18 protein-coding genes are annotated in these 18,285 nt (G+C 41.9%); 12 read left to right on the top strand and 6 right to left on the bottom strand.

Going from position 1 to position 18,285, the window contains the following annotated elements; genetic code table 11:
• Positions 1-371: 371 nt before the first annotated feature.
• The 4 genes from HC643_RS15555 to HC643_RS42580 are packed head-to-tail and all read right to left on the bottom strand — an operon-like array spanning position 372 to position 1,538.
• Complete coding sequence (locus HC643_RS15555; RefSeq protein WP_038077455.1) at positions 372-752, bottom strand: type II toxin-antitoxin system VapC family toxin; 381 nt, start codon at positions 750-752, stop codon at positions 372-374.
• A complete protein-coding gene (locus HC643_RS15550) occupies positions 739-975 on the bottom strand; it encodes a type II toxin-antitoxin system Phd/YefM family antitoxin (RefSeq protein WP_038077450.1) in 237 nt (78 codons plus the stop codon). The genes HC643_RS15555 and HC643_RS15550 overlap by 14 nt, the downstream gene beginning before the upstream one ends.
• A 52-nt stretch (positions 976-1,027) precedes the next feature.
• On the bottom strand, positions 1,028-1,279 hold the full coding sequence (locus HC643_RS15545) for a hypothetical protein (RefSeq protein WP_137986300.1): 252 nt from the start codon (positions 1,277-1,279) through the stop codon (positions 1,028-1,030).
• The gene (locus tag HC643_RS42580) at positions 1,260-1,538 is read right to left on the bottom strand and encodes a tetratricopeptide repeat protein (RefSeq protein ID WP_082051738.1); all 279 of its coding nucleotides are present in this window, start codon (positions 1,536-1,538) and stop codon (positions 1,260-1,262) included. Before HC643_RS42580 ends, HC643_RS15545 begins: the two co-directional genes overlap by 20 nt.
• 228 nt (positions 1,539-1,766) lie before the next feature.
• On the opposite strand from HC643_RS42580, the gene HC643_RS15535 reads away from it, so the two are divergent.
• Together HC643_RS15535 and HC643_RS15530 are read left to right on the top strand one after the other, a co-directional pair.
• Entirely contained in the window at positions 1,767-1,982 is a 216-nt protein-coding gene (locus tag HC643_RS15535) for a hypothetical protein (protein WP_038077445.1), read from the top strand.
• Positions 1,979-2,260, top strand: a complete 282-nt coding sequence (locus tag HC643_RS15530) for a type II toxin-antitoxin system RelE/ParE family toxin (RefSeq protein WP_038077442.1) — start codon at positions 1,979-1,981, stop codon at positions 2,258-2,260. The genes HC643_RS15535 and HC643_RS15530 overlap by 4 nt, the downstream gene beginning before the upstream one ends.
• Positions 2,261-2,400: 140 nt before the next feature.
• On the opposite strand, the gene HC643_RS15525 is transcribed toward HC643_RS15530, so the two are convergent.
• Positions 2,401-2,778, bottom strand: a complete 378-nt coding sequence (locus tag HC643_RS15525; protein ID WP_038077436.1) for a type II toxin-antitoxin system VapC family toxin — start codon at positions 2,776-2,778, stop codon at positions 2,401-2,403.
• Entirely contained in the window at positions 2,768-2,992 is a 225-nt protein-coding gene (locus tag HC643_RS15520) for a hypothetical protein (protein ID WP_038077519.1), read from the bottom strand. The genes HC643_RS15525 and HC643_RS15520 overlap by 11 nt, the downstream gene beginning before the upstream one ends.
• Positions 2,993-3,551: 559 nt before the next feature.
• On the opposite strand from HC643_RS15520, the gene HC643_RS15515 reads away from it, so the two are divergent.
• The 10 genes from HC643_RS15515 to HC643_RS15470 all read left to right on the top strand — a co-directional run bounded on the left by HC643_RS15515 (position 3,552) and on the right by HC643_RS15470 (position 17,849).
• Positions 3,552-3,977, top strand: a complete 426-nt coding sequence (locus HC643_RS15515; RefSeq protein WP_038077432.1) for a hypothetical protein — start codon at positions 3,552-3,554, stop codon at positions 3,975-3,977.
• Positions 3,978-4,141: 164 nt separating this feature from the next.
• Entirely contained in the window at positions 4,142-4,798 is a 657-nt protein-coding gene (locus HC643_RS15510; protein WP_038077429.1) for a hypothetical protein, read from the top strand.
• A gap of 115 nt (positions 4,799-4,913) precedes the next feature.
• Complete coding sequence (locus tag HC643_RS15505) at positions 4,914-5,198, top strand: LysM peptidoglycan-binding domain-containing protein (RefSeq protein ID WP_038077424.1); 285 nt, start codon at positions 4,914-4,916, stop codon at positions 5,196-5,198.
• Between the two features lie 13 nt (positions 5,199-5,211).
• On the top strand, positions 5,212-6,366 hold the full coding sequence (locus tag HC643_RS15500; RefSeq protein WP_038077422.1) for a phage late control D family protein: 1,155 nt from the start codon (positions 5,212-5,214) through the stop codon (positions 6,364-6,366).
• Complete coding sequence (locus tag HC643_RS15495; protein WP_050045823.1) at positions 6,363-6,986, top strand: phage baseplate assembly protein V; 624 nt, start codon at positions 6,363-6,365, stop codon at positions 6,984-6,986. The genes HC643_RS15500 and HC643_RS15495 overlap by 4 nt, the downstream gene beginning before the upstream one ends.
• Entirely contained in the window at positions 6,986-7,345 is a 360-nt protein-coding gene (locus HC643_RS15490; RefSeq protein WP_038077419.1) for a GPW/gp25 family protein, read from the top strand. The genes HC643_RS15495 and HC643_RS15490 overlap by 1 nt, the downstream gene beginning before the upstream one ends.
• The gene (locus HC643_RS15485) at positions 7,342-10,062 is read left to right on the top strand and encodes a baseplate J/gp47 family protein (RefSeq protein ID WP_050045822.1); all 2,721 of its coding nucleotides are present in this window, start codon (positions 7,342-7,344) and stop codon (positions 10,060-10,062) included. Before HC643_RS15490 ends, HC643_RS15485 begins: the two co-directional genes overlap by 4 nt.
• Positions 10,059-12,986: a putative baseplate assembly protein gene (locus HC643_RS15480; RefSeq protein WP_082051711.1), complete on the top strand. Its 2,928-nt coding sequence runs from the start codon at positions 10,059-10,061 to the stop codon at positions 12,984-12,986. The genes HC643_RS15485 and HC643_RS15480 overlap by 4 nt, the downstream gene beginning before the upstream one ends.
• Positions 12,983-15,535: a hypothetical protein gene (locus HC643_RS15475; protein ID WP_137986299.1), complete on the top strand. Its 2,553-nt coding sequence runs from the start codon at positions 12,983-12,985 to the stop codon at positions 15,533-15,535. Before HC643_RS15480 ends, HC643_RS15475 begins: the two co-directional genes overlap by 4 nt.
• A 10-nt stretch (positions 15,536-15,545) precedes the next feature.
• Positions 15,546-17,849, top strand: coding sequence for a DUF6519 domain-containing protein (locus HC643_RS15470; RefSeq protein ID WP_038077417.1), 2,304 nt, complete (start codon positions 15,546-15,548; stop codon positions 17,847-17,849).
• The last annotated feature ends 436 nt before the right edge of the window (positions 17,850-18,285 follow it).

Here is an 18,285-nt window from a genome sequence, read left to right as displayed (position 1 = left end):
AGTGCGATCGCCCGTAGGTTGGGTTGAAGCATGAAACCCAACAATTCAATATTGACACACACCCGAAACATTACGGTTTACTTTCACGAAATGGCTTCATATCTTGGGAATAGTTGGGTAAGGCTACCGCTCAACGCAACCTATGGGATCAGATGCAATATTGTCGGGCAAAAACTCTGGGGGGAAGTGCGATCGCAAATCTTGTAGTGCGATCGCCAATCTTGTAAGGTGCGTTAACTGAAGGTACAGCACCAACCCGAACCCAAACAAAGCGATCGTTGAGTTTGTCGTGCGATCGCTTTTGCGGTTTGAATAAAACTACATTTGGCGGGGAATGCGATCAAACAGACCGATACATGAGATACTAACTGTTAATCATACCATTTTGCATACAGATAATTATTCAGAATATTTTGGTCTTTGCTCAGTAATATGTTGTTACTTAACAGAGCATTTGCAGTGATAATGCGGTCGAAAGGATCGCGAGTCCAAGTAATCGTTAAACTAATGCTGATAATATCATTAAAGTTTTTGTTACATATCTTTAAGCCAATCTGCTCAGATAGATCCGCAATAATCACATCTGGCTCATCGGTAATCCGTTTTATCTCATATAAATACTGTAGCTCTAATCGAACAATTGCCGAAATATAAACTTCATTGTCATTAATTAAAGTTTTAGCAATATCAGTTAATTTATCTATCAAACCAGAATATAGCCATACTACTACATGAGTATCAAGATAAATCAATATTAACCTCCTGCTCCCAACTGATATTAACTAAATCATCTGGATTTCCTTGAATAACATCAGGTTTAAAAGTCAAATTGTTAAGCTTATCTTTTTTCTCTACAGGAACGATTTTTAACAACTTTCCATTTTTGCTGATTTCTAGTGGAATACCTGTTTCTAGTACCTCATCCAGTAAACGATCAATATTATTACTCAATTCTGTGAGTGTAACCTTCTTCATTGTGTTCCCTAAAAATTGACATTATTTCATGAGTGTAGATATCATAACTCAATTATAAAGTGCGATGTCTACGACGGGCTGCGCCTACGCTCAAGTACGAGAATGATTTAGAACAGATGCCGAATTTCCAAGTACAATGTTTAAAGGAGTGCGATCGCATAACGCATAAATCAAACCCCAAACAAAGCGATTGTTGGGCTAGAAGTGCCGATCGCTCTCTCTCCATTCTCACCCAAAATGCGATCGCCTGATATTGTAGTGCGATCGTAGCAGCAAGCTTTGTTCTACCAAAGATTGTCATCATTTGGCTGAAATTCCAAGGCTTTGTCGTAAGCAGCCAGCGCTGAGGGATATCGTTTTAAGTAGTACAGCGCAAAACCTTTGTTGAACCAGGCGGAAACTCTATCCGGCTTTAACTCTAGGGCTTTGTCGTAAGCAGCGAGCGCTGAGGGATATCGTTCTAACTCAATCAGCGCATCGCCTTTATTGTACCAGGCGTCAACTCTATCCGGCTTTAATTCTAGGGCTTTGTCGTAGGCAGCGAGCGCTGAGGGATAAAGTATGGAAGCGAATTAGAAATTAATGCTGATATTTCCACTTCTCGACAAAAATGCGCCTGCTGTTATTATATGGGCACACCTTACCGAGATATTACGGTAAGCGTGCAATGGCACTACGGTGGTGTTAAGCGAGTGCTTTTGCGTTGCGCTGCTGCAAGCAAATCACCTTCACTGAACAATAAGATTAAGATAAAGATAAAATAGAAACTTACTCAAACTCCCTTAAATGCTATGAAAACATCAGCACTCCAGCAAGCCATTGAATCAGTAGAAAGTTTACCCTTAGAAGATCAAGAAATCTTGCTGGATATCCTGCAAAAACGATTACTTGAACGGCGACGAACTAACTTATACCAAGAAGTTAAGGAAGTTAAACAAGAATTTGCTCAAGGAAACGTAAAATTTGGCTCAGTCGATCAATTTTTAGCAGAATTAGATCAGCCATGAAAATCGGTTGGACACCCAAATCTCTTCGTGCTTTTAAACGTCTCATGCGTAAAAATCCAAATCTTAGACCCCTTATTGAACAAACACTACGCCAGTTAGCCGAAGATCCCTTTCATCATAGCTTACACACCCACAAGCTTAAAGGCGATTTATCAGATGTCTGGTCATGTTCAATAGATTATAGTTACCGTCTTTTGTTTGAATTTGTGGCAAATCCTGAAGATCCAGAAGAAGCGATATTACTCATCAATTTGGGATCTCATGATGAAGTGTATTAGAAGCGTGCGATCGCCCGATATTGTAGGGTGGGTATAGCATTCAGCTTCCGAAATGTCTATTGCAAATAATATAACGCACCATCTATGTGGTAATTCTGGTGCTGCACCAGCATATCTAACAATAATTCATAGTGCGATCGCTACCAATTGATGACTGTCAGAACCGTTACTTTCTTAAATTCTCGATCGGCAGTTACCAAACTTGCAGAATTTTGGATTGCCATCGCCGTAATTATTGCATCTGGTAATTTTAACCGAAATTGTTGACGAATTTCAATAATTTTCTCAATCAATCCCGTGTCAGTTGCTACTAAACTGATAACTTCAACACGTTGAATAAACTGCTGAAAAAGTAGGTGCTCGTTTTGTCCTAGCCCAGAAAAAGCCAGAAACTCAATTTGGCTAATGACCGAAACCGCTATCCAATCAGCATTTTGTAATACTTGGATAAGTTGGGGAGTTCCTTGCAGTAGCGCCACGATCGCATTCGTATCTAGTAGGTAGCGATTACCACTCATCCCGCAAATTCCTCTGCATTGTTACTGCATCTCCCTCCCAGTTTAACCGCCCCACCAAATCAGAAAAATCATACTTGAAGTTCTGCTTACTGACGGCTGTTACTGGATTCAAAACAACAACAACGTTTACTTCGACTGCCGTTAACTGTGTCGGAATATTAATATTTAAATAGCCCGCTTCATCAGTTTTTGTAGTGAGTTTTAAAACTTCCATGCTAATTAAATTAAACCTCATATAAATATAATGTTAGTGCTTGGGCGCAGATCGCCTAAGGCAATGCTCCTATTGTAGCGGCTATTTTAAAAGTGTTGCGGGATGGTTACTCCGAACGTCCCAAAAACTTTCGGTCGTGCCCCAAAGAAGTATGGGATTGGTAAACTGGAGACTAGAATGACTTTTTTTGTAACTTCTGTAACTCCTGTAACTACTCATATCATGTCCGGTTGAACACTTATAATAAACTATGTAGTAGCGATATGCCGCAGCGCCCCCACATATATCCCTTATTGCATCCCTACACCTAAAAATAATTAATCACAGCTTGTATTAAGACCGAAAAATAATTTATTAGCAATCCAATCACCTTTGAATACAATCTGTATAAGAACACAATGAAAGACTTGCGCGTCAGCAAGCTTAACTTCTGTTGAGCAAATAAGGTAGTGGCTCATTGTCAATTGCTGTAAAGACTTGGATTTATCTTTGTCTCTACACACTCAATTTGATGCTCTCATTAATCTCATTATTCTTTAATTCTCTCACCAAAAAACCGATGTTAGACTTTATTCTCATTGCTAACGACCCAGCCATATTCAACCCCACCTTTGGAAAAGCAATAGTTGTTGTATTCCCTCGTACATTGAGCGGTACTGGCAGAGCTACTGTGCAAGGCAGAACCATTTGTGTGGAAGGCGACGAGAAAAGAGTGATTGTTCCTGGTTGTCCTTACACAAGTCCGCCATTTGTCACTCCCGGTGCGGGAACACTTTCCATTCAATCCTTAAACCCCAATCAAAAAGCCACAAGAGTTAAATCTGGGGGAAAAGCGGTATTGCTCAAAGGCAGTACCTTCAATGCGAGATTTCAGGTAATGGTTCCTGCTATACAACCATCTTTACCGCCGATATCAGACCCAGTTCCAGTATATACTGGTACGGGAACTTTTTTCACTACAAATATGAGAGTAAAAGGAACATGATAGAACGTGAGTGGTGGACGGAAGATGGCGAACCATATACCTAAAAATAATTAATCAGCGCTTTGATTAATACCGAAAAATAATTTATTAGCTATCGATTCAGAAAAGAATACTATTTTTATTAGGAAAAAACGAAATGGTTCGCGTTATTCAACATTATCACTATGCCTAGCTTTCCCCGTGCTCCACGCTTATTCAAAGGTGCTATTGTCCTGCTTGATTCTGTCAGCTTTTTCCCCAAAGGGATGGTGACACTACAATATAATCCTGAAACCCTCAGACGTACCTTGCAAGTACAGAGGACTGGATCTGAAGGAAGCGATCGCCTTGAAGCTTTACGCCTCACTGCACCACCCATTGAAACAATTCAGTTAGAGGCGGAAATTGATGCTACAGATCAACTAGAGTTTCCTGGAAAAAATCCTGTCACAGTGGTCAGCGGTATACATCCCCAACTAGCAGCCTTAGAAACTATCATTTATCCCAAAAGCCGCGAAATTCAGCAAAATAATGTGCTTGCCCGAAGTGGTAACTTAGAGATTGTGCCAATAGAAGCTGATTTAAGTGTATTTGTTTGGAGTATAAACCGTGTTGTACCAGTACGCCTCACTGAATTCAGCATCACTGAAGAAGCATTTGACACCTTATTGAATCCCATTCGTGCCAAAGTCAGTTTGGGAATGCAAGTGTTAAGTACGAATGATTTGAGATTTGACCATAAGGGTAGTAGCTTGTTTAGTGTGCATCATAAACAAAAAGAAGTGTTTGCAAACATGAATTTGGGTTTGAATGCTCTAGGAGCGATCGCCTCATTGTTATGATTTTGTTTATTAAAGCAGTTTTTACAGCAATAACTCGCACTGTTTGTAAGGTCGCAATGCCTTACACCCTGCATCAGATAAACCAAGTTTCACCCATAACATAAACAAGAGCAAAATGTTTTCTACTAACAGTCGTTACTACGGTATAAAAATTGCCACAATGCCAACAGCATCTAATCAAACTGTAGCTTACCTGCAACGCCGATTTCTCCCACCATCTGAGAAACTTGAAGTTCTTCAGGAACATACAGTGACTCAAGGCGATCGCCTGGACAATATTACAGCTCGTTATCTAGGCGACCCGGAACAATTCTGGCGTTTGTGTGATGCTAATAATGCGATGCACCCTGATGAATTAACAGCCCAAATTGGTCAAAAACTGCGTATTCCTCTTATTTAAACAGGTAGAATTTATGCCCGACAATGGTATACGCTTAGAACTTAGGATTGGTCGTCCTACCACACCAGTACCTGCTCCCTATGAGGTGATAGATGCGCTGGTTGATTTGGAAGTCACTCAGCAAGACCGCAACCGTAGCGGCTTTCAAATGACCTTTAGTCTTGGCAGAGAACTCAGAAATTATTCAGATTATTGGTTGCTACGCGAAGGAATATTAAACCCTCCCAATCGAGTTATTATCACAGTTATTATTGGTGTCTTAGTCGGTAACAATCGCCCAATTCAACGTAAAATTTTAATTGATGGAGTTATTACTAACCATCAAGTTGTTCCTAGTAATCAACCAGGTGAATCAAGACTCATAGTCACTGGTGAAGACATTAGTTTGATGCTCGATTTAAAAGAAAAAAGCACGACTTATGAAAACCAATCTGATTCTAATATTGTTAAGCAATTGTTACAGAATTATAGCGAATATTGGTTGACAACTGATGTTCAAAATAGCGAATATACACCCACAAAGGAAAAACGTATCACAACTCAGCAGGGAACTGACTTAGATTTTATTCAAAAACTAGCGCAACAAAATAGTTTTATTTTTGAAATTAAGCCTAGTAACGTTCCTGGTAAAAATATTGCCTATTGGGGTGAGGAAAAACGAAGCATAACTCCTTTTCAACCCGCACTATCAATGAATATGGGGGCGTTTACAAATGTAGATTCCTCGATTACATTCAACTTTAATGCTTTAAAACCAACTGAACCTCAAATGGAAATTGTTGATGACACCTCCGGACAGCAAATTCCCGTTCAGATTCCCACTTCACTAAGTCAACCCTTAGCTAGCGAGCCAGCAAAACCATTACGTCAAACCATACTACGCTGTAGCGATAAACTTGACCCAATTCCAGCAAAGCTTCGCGCTGAGTCAGAGCTGTCACGTTCGCGTGAAGATGCGGTAACTGCTAGCGGAGAAGTGGATACGGTGCGCTACGGTCATGTCTTGCAAGTGCGTCAATTGGTAGGAGTACGAGGTGTAGGTAAAAGTTATGGTGGCTACTATTACGTCAAACAAGTCACACACCGCATCAAGCGCGGGGAATATAAACAAAGCTTTACCCTCATTCGTGAGGGAAGAGGCGCAACAACTCAGAGAGTAGAAGTATGAACATACAAGAACATAGCGGTTGTGGAAGTACTAACAAACAAAGTTCTCCTTTTTATGGTAAATACCGTGGGGTTGTTAGTGATAACAAAGATCCGTGGAAAATAGGTCGATTGCGAGCTAAAGTCGAAGATGTGTATGGCAATCGAGACAGCGGTTGGGCGCTGCCTAGTGTGCCTTATGCAGGAAAAGGGGTTGGGTTGTTCTTAATTCCGCCTGTAGGCGCTTTGGTCTGGATTGAATTTGAAAACGGAGACCCAGATTATCCTATCTGGACGGGCTGTTTTTGGGCTGATGACAAGGTAGGAGCGGATGTATTACCAGCGACACCAGCGAGCCCAGAAATAAAAGTGCTGAAAACTGATATCGGTATGATTGAGATCAACGATACCCGTGGTCAAGAAAGTATCACTATTGCAGCTAAGATAGGTGGACAAACCATGCAGCTAGTGATAAATGCTTCCGAAATTAAAATCATCAATGGTCTCGCCTCTGATGTTGGAGCTGCTGCTATTAGGCTAAAAAACACTTCAGCAATTGAAATCAGTACCGGGCGGGGTGCAAGCGTAAACCTCGATGGAATGAAAGTTTCCATCAATGGCAACGCGTTGGAGGTGATGTAATGAACATTGATTTTCCACTTTCTTTTGACAAATGGGGTCGCACCGCTAGCACCAGCTATGAAAATCACATCCGCGACTTGATTGAGCAACTCCTGTTTACCACTCCTGGGGAACGGGTGAACCGCCCTGATTTTGGCTGTGGGATATTGTCTTTAATATTTTCACCTAACAGAACAGAACTGGCAACAGCAATGCAAGTGACTATTGCAGCTGCTATTGAGCGTTGGTTGGGCGATTTGATTGACCTCAATACGCTGGAAGTTAAAAGTGAAGATTCCAGTCTTTATATAACAGTGCAGTATCGAGTGCAAAGCACTGGTGAGGAACAAACAGCAACTTTTAGGACGACGGTACCATGAACAATTCTTTGTATAGTCGCGATATGTCGCGTCTCTACACTTGTCAAAATGAACAACGCCGCCACGAAGTCCGCAGACAGGGAAGAAACGGGCTAGATTATTTGGAAGTTGGTGAGGACTTGCGATCGCGTAGCGGCTCCTTTGGAGCATCGCTCTACGTCTACTTTCTGGGAACAATACCTGACAACCTAAGAAAGGAGAACGTGCGGATTGAAGGGGGTCAGCGCATTCGCAATCTTCAAGTGACTAGTTTAGAGGTAGAATGCCCTGAAGACTCCGAGGCTTACTTAAAAGTCAATCTCAACCAATCAGGTGATTTCTCTACTTACACTTTGCGCTTAGTCGCATTAGATGAGCAAGGCAAACTGATACAACATCCTGATTTTGACTCGCGCTTCGCTCAATTGCAATTTAAATTCCGCAAGAGCGATTGTAGCAGTGAGTTAGATTGCCTGCAACAGGAAAGTTGCCCACCACCGCAACTGGTTGAACCGAATATTAACTACCTAGCAAAAGATTATGCTAGCTTTCGCCAGTTGATTTTAGACCGCTTGTCTCTGATTATGCCGGACTGGCAAGAACGTCATGTCCCCGATCTAGGCATTACTATAGTAGAACTTTTAGCATATGTTGGCGATTATTTAAGTTATTATCAGGATGCTGTTGCTACAGAAGCTTATCTAGAAACTGCCCGTCAACGAATTTCTGTTCGTCGCCATGCTCGTCTCATTGATTATCCCATGCATGAAGGCTGTAATGCTCGGACTTGGTTGTGGATAGAGACAAATTTTGATGTTCGCCTTGAAGACAAGAAAAACTTTTACTTTATTACTGGTTATAAAAATGCCCCGCTCCTTGGCACTATTCTTAGGGCTAACGAAGACTTAAAAGATGTTCCTCCTAATAATTATGAGGTGTTTGAGCCTCTAACTCCTGCACCTATCCAGCTTTATGTTGCCCATAATCGGATATGTTTTTATACTTGGGGTGAAAGTTCCTGCTGTCTACCTTCTGGTTCTACAAGTGCTACGTTAGTGGATGGGTTTGTACCTTCCCGAGATGACCGTGGGGACGCAGGTAAGGGCGCAATGCATTGCGCCCCTACGGATGCCCCAACACAACGGAAATTGCGGTTGAAGGTTGGTGATATTCTGATTTTTGAAGAAATCAAAGGTCCAAAAACGGGTCATCCAGAAGATGCAGATGTTACCCATCGCCATGTTGTACGTCTTACCAGTGTCAAACCGAGTATAGACGAACTTTACAATCAGCCGATTCTAGAAATCGAATGGGCAAAGGAAGATGCGCTGCCTTTTACACTTTGTATCTCAGGAATTATACCAAGAGATGGTGATGCAAATATGGGTGGTACGGGCGCAAGGCATTGCGCCCCGACAATGTCATGCGCTTTGGTTGAGGATATTAGCGTTGCTCGGGGAAATGTTATTTTAGTCGATTACGGTAGAACTATCTGTAATGAGGATTTGGGGACAGTCTCAGGAAAAGAAGTCAGGCAAAAGTGTGAAGAGGAAGGGGAACTTGTAAAAATTGATGTTGTACCAGACCGTTTCCGTCCTATCTTACAAGAAACACCTTTAACTTTCAGTCAACCTCTTTTAAAGAAAAACCTTTCTCAAGCTCCTGCTTCTAGTTTATTAAACCAAGACCCTCGCCAAGCGTTACCTCACATTTATCTACACGGTAAGGTCGTAAATATCGGTATGGTTGCAATGGGTGGTACGGGTGCAATGCCTTGCGCCCCTACGGATGATGATAATCTGTGGATTCCCCAACGCGATCTTATAGATAGCGAAGGTGAAAATAAACATTTTGTCGTTGAGATGGACAATGATGGACAAGCCCACTTACGGTTTGGGGATGGTGAATTGGGACTCCTTCCAGCAGTAGGAACTCACTTTTGGGCTACTTACCGAGTCGGTAACGGTCTATCCGCTAATGTCGCTGCTGGTGCAATTTCTTACATTGTCTTCCGTAATGTCAATTTTAATGCTCTCAGGCTAAAAGTACACCAGCCGTTACCTGCTATAGGTGGGACACCGCCTGAACCCCTATCTCAGGTGAAATTATTAGCGCCGCGCTTGTTGGATAATAAGTTAGAGCGTGCGATCGCAGAAGATGATTACGCTCAACTGGTGATGCAAAATTTCTCTACCAAAGTGCAACGCGCAGCAGCAACATTCCGCTGGATGGGAAGTTGGTATGAGGTGTTGGTCATTATCGATCCATTAAATCAAGACGACGTTGATGACACGCTACTTCAAGAAATCACAACACATTTAAACCTTTACCGTTGCATAGGTCATGATGTGGTCGTTAAGCCAGCAACCCGCGTCCCACTGGACATTGCTATGGAGGTATACATCAAATCTGACTATCTACGAGGTCATGTAAAACCAGCCTTAATCGATGCTTTTAGCAACCGTATTTTACCGGATGGACGGCGGGGATTTTTCCATCCAGACAATCTTACCTTTGGTAAAGGAATTGCACTCAGTCAACTTGTTGCGATCGCTCATGCTATCCCCGGTGTTGAAAGTGTCTCCATAACAAAGTTAGAACGTCTTTTTGAAGGTGCAAATGGAGAGATTGAAGCAGGTTTTCTACCCATTGGTCCTTTAGAAATCGCCCGACTTGACAACAACCCTAACTTCCCCGAAAACGGTAAATTCTTTTTGGATATACGAGGTGGAAGATGAAATTAAGCTGTAACTGTGGCTGTCACTCAAACCAGAACTCAAACTGTGGCTGCTGTACGGGTGTAGATATTTTGACACCCATGAAGATAACAAACCTACCAGGTTCGTCTACTTTATCATACCGCGTGGGCACCCATGCCACCTTTTTGGAAACAATGAAAGCGCGTCTAGCTAACAACAGCTTTCCAGCGCTCAACAACCTGAAAACAAGGGATGCTAACGACTCCTCTATCGCCTTCTTAGATGCATGGGCGACAGTTGCTGACGTTCTGACATTTTATCAAGAACGCATCGCTAACGAAGGTTATTTACGCACCGCAGTTGAGCGTCAGTCCCTGGTGGAATTAGCACGTTTGGCAAAATACGCACCATCACCCGGTGTCAGCGCCAGTGTCTATTTAGCTTTTACCCTTGAAGATAGCTACAATATAGAGATTCCCGTTGGTACTCGCGCTCAAAGCACACCCACTTCTGGCGAACTCCCCCAATCATTTGAAACATCGGAAAAACTAGAAGCCCGTGCAGAGTTGAATATTCTTAAACCCAGGATAACTCAACCGCAGGGGATTACTCTAAATCCAGATAAGCCCAATGCAACGGACGCCTCAAAAATTGACAAGCTTTATTTAGAGGGTATAGGGGCGAACCTACAAACGAACGATCTCCTTTTATTCATTTTTGGCAATAGTGACAAGCAGCAGATTTGGCGTCGGGTTCAGACGACTGAACTTCAAACTGCTGATAACCTGACTAAGGTTATACTACAGCCCCCTGCGCCAGCAATACCACAACCTGGCTCGCAAACCACAACTCAGACAGAACAAAGCGGCTCATCGCGAACCCCAACTAAGGCAGAAAAAATAGAACAAATCCTCAAACCACCATCACGGCAACCCGCCAATGCTTTACAATTGCAGCGTACAAACGAGCAAATCTTTGACCCTAAAAAGGTAGATATTACACCGTGGTTAATTAAAACTTTAAAGCCTGCTGTAGGTAGTGCAATTTATCAGATTTTAACAGATAATGGGATTTGTTCCGAGTTACAGCAAATTCAGGCTTTAGGTATCAAAGCTGCTCCTTTTGGACATAACGCAGGACTAAATCTTGTTCTCAACGAAAGTGGGCAGTTTACTAATAGATTTGAAGAATGGCAAATTGCAGGTGTAGAAAATAATAAGCTACCAGCAGAGTTGCAAAAGGTTTTAGCATTAGATGCACAGTACGACCAAATGACACCAGGAAGTTGGGTTGCGATCGAGCGTGCTGATAAAAATGAATTGTGTATCTATCGTGTAGAAAAAGTTGAGAATATATCGAAAACAGATTACGGCATAGTCGCTAGGGTAACACAACTCACTCTAGATAAACCTTGGTTACAAGAAGAGGATATATCTTTGGAGATAATGCGTAAAACTACGGTATATCTCAAAAGCGAAGTTCTCTCTTTATCAGAAAAACCCATCAAATTGGATGTATCCAATAAAACAGAACCGGCAACTAAAAATGACATCTGCGACCAAATGGAAATTGAACTGGATAACCTTTACGAAGGTTTACAGCCCGGTCGTTGGCTAATTATCTCTGGCGATCGCAATGATACATCCAATATAAACCGTGTCAAGGGTAGTGAAGTCCTTATGTTGGCTGGGGTCAGACAGGACGTAAATCCGAATTTACCTAATGATAAACCCCACACCTTCCTCAAATTTGCTCAACCTTTAGCCTATTCTTACAAACGTGACACTGTGACTATCTATGGCAATGTGGTCAAAGCCACTCATGGAGAGACACGCACTGAAATCCTAGGTAGTGGTAATGCATCTGTAGCAAACCAACAATTTACTCTCTCTGGGCGACCCCTCACTTATCTACCGGGGCTGACACCCACAGGTGTTATCAGTACTTTAGAGGTGTATGTCAACGATGTCCGTTGGTATGAAGCAGAAACTTTGAATCAGTTAAGCCCAACTGACCGTTGCTATATCACCCAAACCGACAATGATAGCAATGTAACTATTATCTTCGGCGATGGGAAAAATGGGGCTAGGTTACCTACCGGTATTGAAAATGTTAAAGCAGTTTACCGCATTGGTATTGGCAAAGGGGGTAATGTTGGAGCAGAACAAATCAAGCAACTTGCGACACAACCTCTAGGTTTAAGAGGTGTCATTAATCCCTTACCAGCAACGGGTGGTGCAGACCCTGAAAGTCGCGAACAAATCCGCCGCAATGCATCTTTGGGAATGACATCCCTTAACCGTACTGTTTCCGTCAAGGATTATGCAGACTTTGCTCGCAACTTTGGTGGTATTGGTAAAGCAAGCGCTGTGTATCTTTCAGATGGGGTTCGTCAAGTTGTTCATCTCACCATCGCTGGCGCTGACGATATTCCTATTGATAAACACTCAGATTTATACCGTAATTTCCTCCAAGCACTACACAAATTTGGTTACCCCTATCAACCAATATCAGTAGATATACGCGAACTTATGCTGTTAATTATCAGTGCTCGTGTACGTATTTTATCAAGTTATCAATGGGTAACAGTAGAACCGAAAATCCGTGCTGCATTACTCGATACTTTCAGCTTTGACCGTCGGGAACTTGGTCAAGATGTAAGACTGAGTGAAGTTATCAGCACGATTCAACAAGTGACTGGGGTAGATTACGTGGATGTGGATATCCTAGATTCCGTTTCGGAAACAGAAGCTAAACAACCAGACCTTTTAAAAATAAAACTTGAAAACCTAGCAAAGGTGGGTATGGGAATAAGTACAGCACAGCCAAAACAACGTATCGATGTCAACTTAGCTTTTGCTCATCCAATAGCTGGTAAACGCTATTCTCCCATCCACCCTGCTCAATTAGCTATTCTTAGCCCCCAAGTGGCGGACACGCTGATTCTTAAGGAATTGAAATGATGAACAAATCACCAGACCGTCTTTACGAACTCCTACCAGCGATTTACCGCATTCGCGATGCAGAACTTGGTTATCCCCTTCGGGATTTGTTACGCGTGATTACAGAACAGGTAGACGTTGTTGAAGCTGACATCACTCAACTTTATGACAACTGGTTTATTGAAACTTGCCAAGATTGGGTAGTACCATATATTGGCGACCTCATTGACTACCAAAGCGTCCCTCACACTGGTAAATTGGGAAACGCAAGTACTCTTGAAGGACAACAGCACAACAAAATTTTAATTCCCCGACGGGAAGTTGCGAATACTATCCGCTACCGCCGACGCAAGGGTACCCTGGCGCTGATAGAATCCTTAGCTTATAAGATTGCTGGTTGGTCAGCACGAGTTGTAGAGTTCTATAAGTTCCTTAGCTATACGCAGAATATCAATCATTTGGGTTCCCTCAGTCAAACAACAGTGAATTTGTGTCAAATGGATGCACTGGGTAAATTGGATAGCCCATTTGATGAATTAGCACATATAGTAGATATACGTAGAATCATTTCTCAATATGAGACCGGGAAATACAATATACCCAGTGTAGGGGTCTTCGTTTGTCGGCTCAAAACCTACTCTGTAACTAGGACACCAGCTTATTGCTTGGAGGAAGTGAGCCCTAATTGCTACACCTTCAGTATAACAGGCAACGATATTCCTCTCTACACTCACCCAGTACTCGAAGAAGATTCCAGCCAAAATCCTCGTGAGTGGAATTTACCCATTCCCATCAGCCGACGAGCTTTGCAGTCTCGCATGAGTGACTATTATGGCCCAATCTCAGAGCAATTTCTCAAAAGTTTAGAAATCTGGGTGGGAGATGGGTCACAAGTGCTACCAGTATTGCCAGAGAAGATTATTGTTGCTGACCTGAGCGATTGGAATTACCAACCTCCTAGAGACCATGTCGCAGTTGACCCAGAACTCGGTCGTATGGTTTTTCCACGACGCCAATTACCTAAAAATGGAGTTTGGGTTTCTTACTATTATGGTTTTAGTGCTGACATCGGTGGTGGTGAATACAACAGACCATTGTTGAATCCTGAAGGAAATTTGCTGCTTGACGTAGAAGATGCGATCGCTCCCGCAGGACCGATCGCGAAACTGAAAGAGAATTCTCCTTTATCCCAGTTTATGCGATCGCAATTCTCCCTCAATACCCAAAACCTGCTGAATAGTCACAATCCCGTTTACTCCCCCCAACTATCATTAATTAAGGCTGTCGTTGATGAACTTAATTTACTGCTTCTAAGCAAAAGTCTTTATGAGGAACACCGTTTTGCATCTATAAGGTTAACTGAGAGAACCAATTGGTTGGTTCAGCACAACCTGCAAGGTAAAGAACTGATTCGCCTCAATCGATTGCTTTTACAAGAAGCCTTTCCCTACGAAATCAGAAAGCATAAAGACTATACACTGTACCAAGTCAGTCAAAATATAAGAGAATGCTATCAAACCATTACTGAAGCAATTTTACAATGGCAGAGAGAGAAACCTCGCCATGCTGTCATCGAAATTCTTGATAGCGGTGTCTATGTAGAACGGATTGACATTCACCTAGAAACTCACCAAACCCTGCAATTACGTGCAGCCAATCGTCAACGTCCAGTCATTCGCATTTTAGACTGGAGAACTTCTTACGGAGATGCGTTAAATGTCACACTCAACTCAGGAAGTTCCTTCACCCTTGACGGCTTACTCATCACCGGGCGAGGAGTCCATATAGAAGGCGTAGGGGCGCAAGGCATTGCGCCCCTACAGACATCAAGACATGGGATGCAAAAACCACCATCAGTATTTATCCGTCACTGTACACTAGTACCAGGTTGGTCATTGCATTGCGATTGCGAACCTCGACACTCAAATGAACCAAGTTTAGAGTTATTCAACACAGACGCACATACAGTCATTGAACATAGTATCGTTGGCTCTATTGAAGTCAACCAGGATGAAGTTCAGACTGACCCCTCACCCATACACATCTACGATAGTATAATAGATGCTACCAAGGTGGAACGAGAAGCCATTGGAGCAGTAGGTAGCTCCACAGCCCACGCTCGGTTAACCATTGCACGGAGTACTGTACTTGGTCAAATTAACGTACATAGTATTGACTTAGCAGAAAACAGTATTTTCAACGGAAAAATATTCGTCAGCCGTCAACAACAAGGTTGTATTCGTTTTTGTTATGTGACTCCGAACTCACGCACGCCACATCGGTATAATTGTCAACCCGATTTAGTAGAACAGGCGATCGCAGAAGAAGCTGAACGACAACAAGAACGCGATCGGGTACAACCTCAGTTTAACAGCACACACTATGGCACACCCACATACTGTCAGTTAGCAGATAGTTGTGCGGAGGAAATTAAACACGGCGCTGATGATGAATCGGAGATGGGTGTTTTCCATCACCTGTATCAATACCAAAAAGCGGCTAATTTACGCAACCGTTTGGATGAGTATACACCAATTGGTATGCAAGTAGGCATTATTTACATTAACTAAAGAGGATAATATGCAAGGCGAATTTAGAGGCGATTTTACCCGCAACACCTACGATAAGAGCAAGCAGTTCTTACGAGTACTCATGCAGCAAGGACGAGTTCAACTCGATGCTGACTGGAACGAACAGGTATCTATTTTATTAGATCGCATACAAACCTTAGCGAAGGACATCATTGGACTGCATGGGGGTTCAGAAGATAATTGCGGCTTTGAGTTTATCGCTACTGAAGAACAGATTGATAACCTCAAAAATTTGAGCGATGGGGAAAAAGCAACATTAAAAGAACAATTGCGTTCCGAAGGTTTTCTCATTGGAAAAGGGAACTACTATGTAGAAGGTACACTGTGTGAAAATAACAACTACATACCCTTTGCCAAGCAACCAAACTTTACCCCTAATCTTAGTTTAGGTCCCCGTGAAATCAAAGAAAAAGCTATTAATTATCTTGCTTATCTAGACGTTTGGGAAAGGCACATTACTCACGTTGAAGATTATGATGAGTTAAAAGCAGGGATTCGTGAAGTTGCTTTAGGTGGTGCAGATACAGCAACTCGCTCAAAGCTAGTATGGCAAGTAATGCTGAAAAAACTTGACGATGATAACAATATAAAAATCATTGGAAATCAAGTTAAAAGGAACTATAATTTTTTCCGAAATTTGCTAGATCGAGACCATTTGAAGCCAGGAAATGGAATGTTGAGAGCCAGAACAACAAAACTCTTGACTCCTAGCTCAAAGGATTCTTGTATCATGCCTTTTCATTCCAAATATCATGGAGCAGAAAATCAACTTTATAGAGTAGAGGTTTTTGATGTTTACCGCACTAGTAACAATTATAAGGTTACATTTGTTTGGTCGCGGAATAATAGCTCAGTTGTTTTTCCTATTGTGGCATTTTCAAGTCTCACAGACTCAACAATAACGCTCACGCTTGAATATCTAAAACGCGGCGATCGCTTCAGTTTATTGGTAGGAGATTGGGTAGAGATTGTATACGATAATTATGTACTTCATGATGTTCCTAGAAAACTGTTCAAAGTTGATAAAGTTGACCCCATAGAAAACCAAGTTACACTCACGTTAGAAGTAAATTCTGAGAAAATAGACTCTCGGCTCCATTATTGGAATGCAGTTGGCTCGGAACAGCGTCCTCTACTACGCCAATGGGATTCCCGTGAAATTTCTGTAGAACCACAGAACGGAAAAGATGAGTGGATTTCACTAAAAGATGGTGTTGAGGTTCAATTTTCAGAAGGCTTTTATCAGGTAGGTGACTATTGGCTGATTCCCGTCCGTACTGCCACAGGAGATGTAGAATGGCCTAAAATAAAAGATGGAGATAAACTAATACCAGATGCTCAAAAACCTCATGGAGTAGCTCATTATTATGCCCCACTTGCAATTATTTCAGTTGATTCAAATCAAGTAGAAGCTTATGATTGCCGACATAATGTGAGCAATCAGACTAAATTTGAATTGAATCGTGTTATTAACGCTAGTTGGCATCACGATCAAGTGTTTGAAGTCAGCAACTTAGGAGAACAGGGAGAGGGAGAAACCACAGCACTAGACCAAATCTTTGATGTTAAGTCACAAGATTTAAAAAATTTATTGACTCAATTAGGACTGGTGATTGAGTTCCAAAAACCAGTACGAGTTGATAGTCTGCACCAGCGTAGTCTGTTACTTTCAGCACAAAAAATTACCCCAACAGGTGGCATAGAGTCTTATCTGTTACCAGTAAATATTGAACCAGTGGAAGTTAAAAAGAGGGAAGTAAAGTCTATTCGTTGGTTCATTGGTAACGATATTGTCAGTAACGAATTTAATTTAATTACAGAAGTTGAGAGAGCGAATAATCAAGACTTTACTAATGCTGTTCGTTTGATTCTGCCTCAAGATTGGTCCACAAAAGAAGTTTTTACGAAACATACTTTCTCTCAGTTGAAAGTTATACTACATGGTGAGTTCATCTTGGATGAAGAAATTCTACTTATCATCCCAAATGTAAATGACACCAAGAAACTTAATGATGGTATAATTCCAGACAATTTCCGCCAGCATTTGATGAAACAAGGTATTTCCATTTCCCACAAAGCTCTTCTTTTTAAAGAAAAGGATAACCTGAGATGGCGCTTAATGAATGGAGAAAAGATGTACGTTATTAGGCAAGAAAACAATCAACTAACTGTTAACACAGTTCATGCACTTGATGGAAACCATATCTGGCCCGGTGTACCCGAGATCCCTAGTGGAAATGGGTCAAGTGGTGATGACTGGATTAGTATTATTAATATCCTGCAACCACAATAATGTAAAGCCATTCACTAGATTTGGGTCAAATCCAAAACAATTTCCTAGCTTGTTTTGGCGACTCCAAGCTCTTAACTGATAAGTTAAATCGGCATTGCGCTCGCCAGTTTCACGAACCATAGGTGGCTTGACGTTCTCCCACTGCTTTTAGCAGTGGGATTCTGTGACTTGAAGAAGATTCTGGCCTGGTTTTAGAAGAAGAAGTTGGACATATCTGTAACTTAAAAGATAAAGTGGCAGTTTTTAAAGCATAAAGTGGCAGAGCCAGGGGGGCTAGAACGCTTATTTTACCGTTATACATGATTTGCGAGCGATCGCATTAAAATCTCTCAAATACACGAACACCATAGGTTTTTGACTTTTGCAGGCGTTGGAGTCGTTCCTGTTGAACAGCAGTTGGACAAGTTCAAAGGTTTTCAGCAGCGCGATGGCTTTG

The organism is Tolypothrix bouteillei VB521301, from assembly GCF_000760695.4.
Lineage (GTDB): Bacteria > Cyanobacteriota > Cyanobacteriia > Cyanobacteriales > Nostocaceae > Scytonema > Scytonema bouteillei_A.
The sequence above is the reverse complement of the archived record's forward strand: the minus strand, read 5'-3'. Positions and strand labels throughout refer to the sequence as shown.

What these genes read in the sequence shown, in the direction of transcription:
- HC643_RS15550 (WP_038077450.1), bottom strand. Translation starts at nt 975, where the DNA reads ATGAAGAAGGTTACACTCACAGAATTGAGTAATAATATTGATCGTTTA.
- HC643_RS15545 (WP_137986300.1), bottom strand. Translation starts at nt 1,279, where the DNA reads ATGATGACAATCTTTGGTAGAACAAAGCTTGCTGCTACGATCGCACTA.
- HC643_RS15535 (WP_038077445.1), top strand. Translation starts at nt 1,767, where the DNA reads ATGAAAACATCAGCACTCCAGCAAGCCATTGAATCAGTAGAAAGTTTA.
- HC643_RS15530 (WP_038077442.1), top strand. Translation starts at nt 1,979, where the DNA reads ATGAAAATCGGTTGGACACCCAAATCTCTTCGTGCTTTTAAACGTCTC.
- HC643_RS15525 (WP_038077436.1), bottom strand. Translation starts at nt 2,778, where the DNA reads ATGAGTGGTAATCGCTACCTACTAGATACGAATGCGATCGTGGCGCTA.
- HC643_RS15520 (WP_038077519.1), bottom strand. Translation starts at nt 2,992, where the DNA reads ATGGAAGTTTTAAAACTCACTACAAAAACTGATGAAGCGGGCTATTTA.
- HC643_RS15515 (WP_038077432.1), top strand. Translation starts at nt 3,552, where the DNA reads ATGTTAGACTTTATTCTCATTGCTAACGACCCAGCCATATTCAACCCC.
- HC643_RS15510 (WP_038077429.1), top strand. Translation starts at nt 4,142, where the DNA reads ATGCCTAGCTTTCCCCGTGCTCCACGCTTATTCAAAGGTGCTATTGTC.
- HC643_RS15505 (WP_038077424.1), top strand. Translation starts at nt 4,914, where the DNA reads ATGTTTTCTACTAACAGTCGTTACTACGGTATAAAAATTGCCACAATG.
- HC643_RS15500 (WP_038077422.1), top strand. Translation starts at nt 5,212, where the DNA reads ATGCCCGACAATGGTATACGCTTAGAACTTAGGATTGGTCGTCCTACC.
- HC643_RS15495 (WP_050045823.1), top strand. Translation starts at nt 6,363, where the DNA reads ATGAACATACAAGAACATAGCGGTTGTGGAAGTACTAACAAACAAAGT.
- HC643_RS15490 (WP_038077419.1), top strand. Translation starts at nt 6,986, where the DNA reads ATGAACATTGATTTTCCACTTTCTTTTGACAAATGGGGTCGCACCGCT.
- HC643_RS15485 (WP_050045822.1), top strand. Translation starts at nt 7,342, where the DNA reads ATGAACAATTCTTTGTATAGTCGCGATATGTCGCGTCTCTACACTTGT.
- HC643_RS15480 (WP_082051711.1), top strand. Translation starts at nt 10,059, where the DNA reads ATGAAATTAAGCTGTAACTGTGGCTGTCACTCAAACCAGAACTCAAAC.
- HC643_RS15475 (WP_137986299.1), top strand. Translation starts at nt 12,983, where the DNA reads ATGATGAACAAATCACCAGACCGTCTTTACGAACTCCTACCAGCGATT.
- HC643_RS15470 (WP_038077417.1), top strand. Translation starts at nt 15,546, where the DNA reads ATGCAAGGCGAATTTAGAGGCGATTTTACCCGCAACACCTACGATAAG.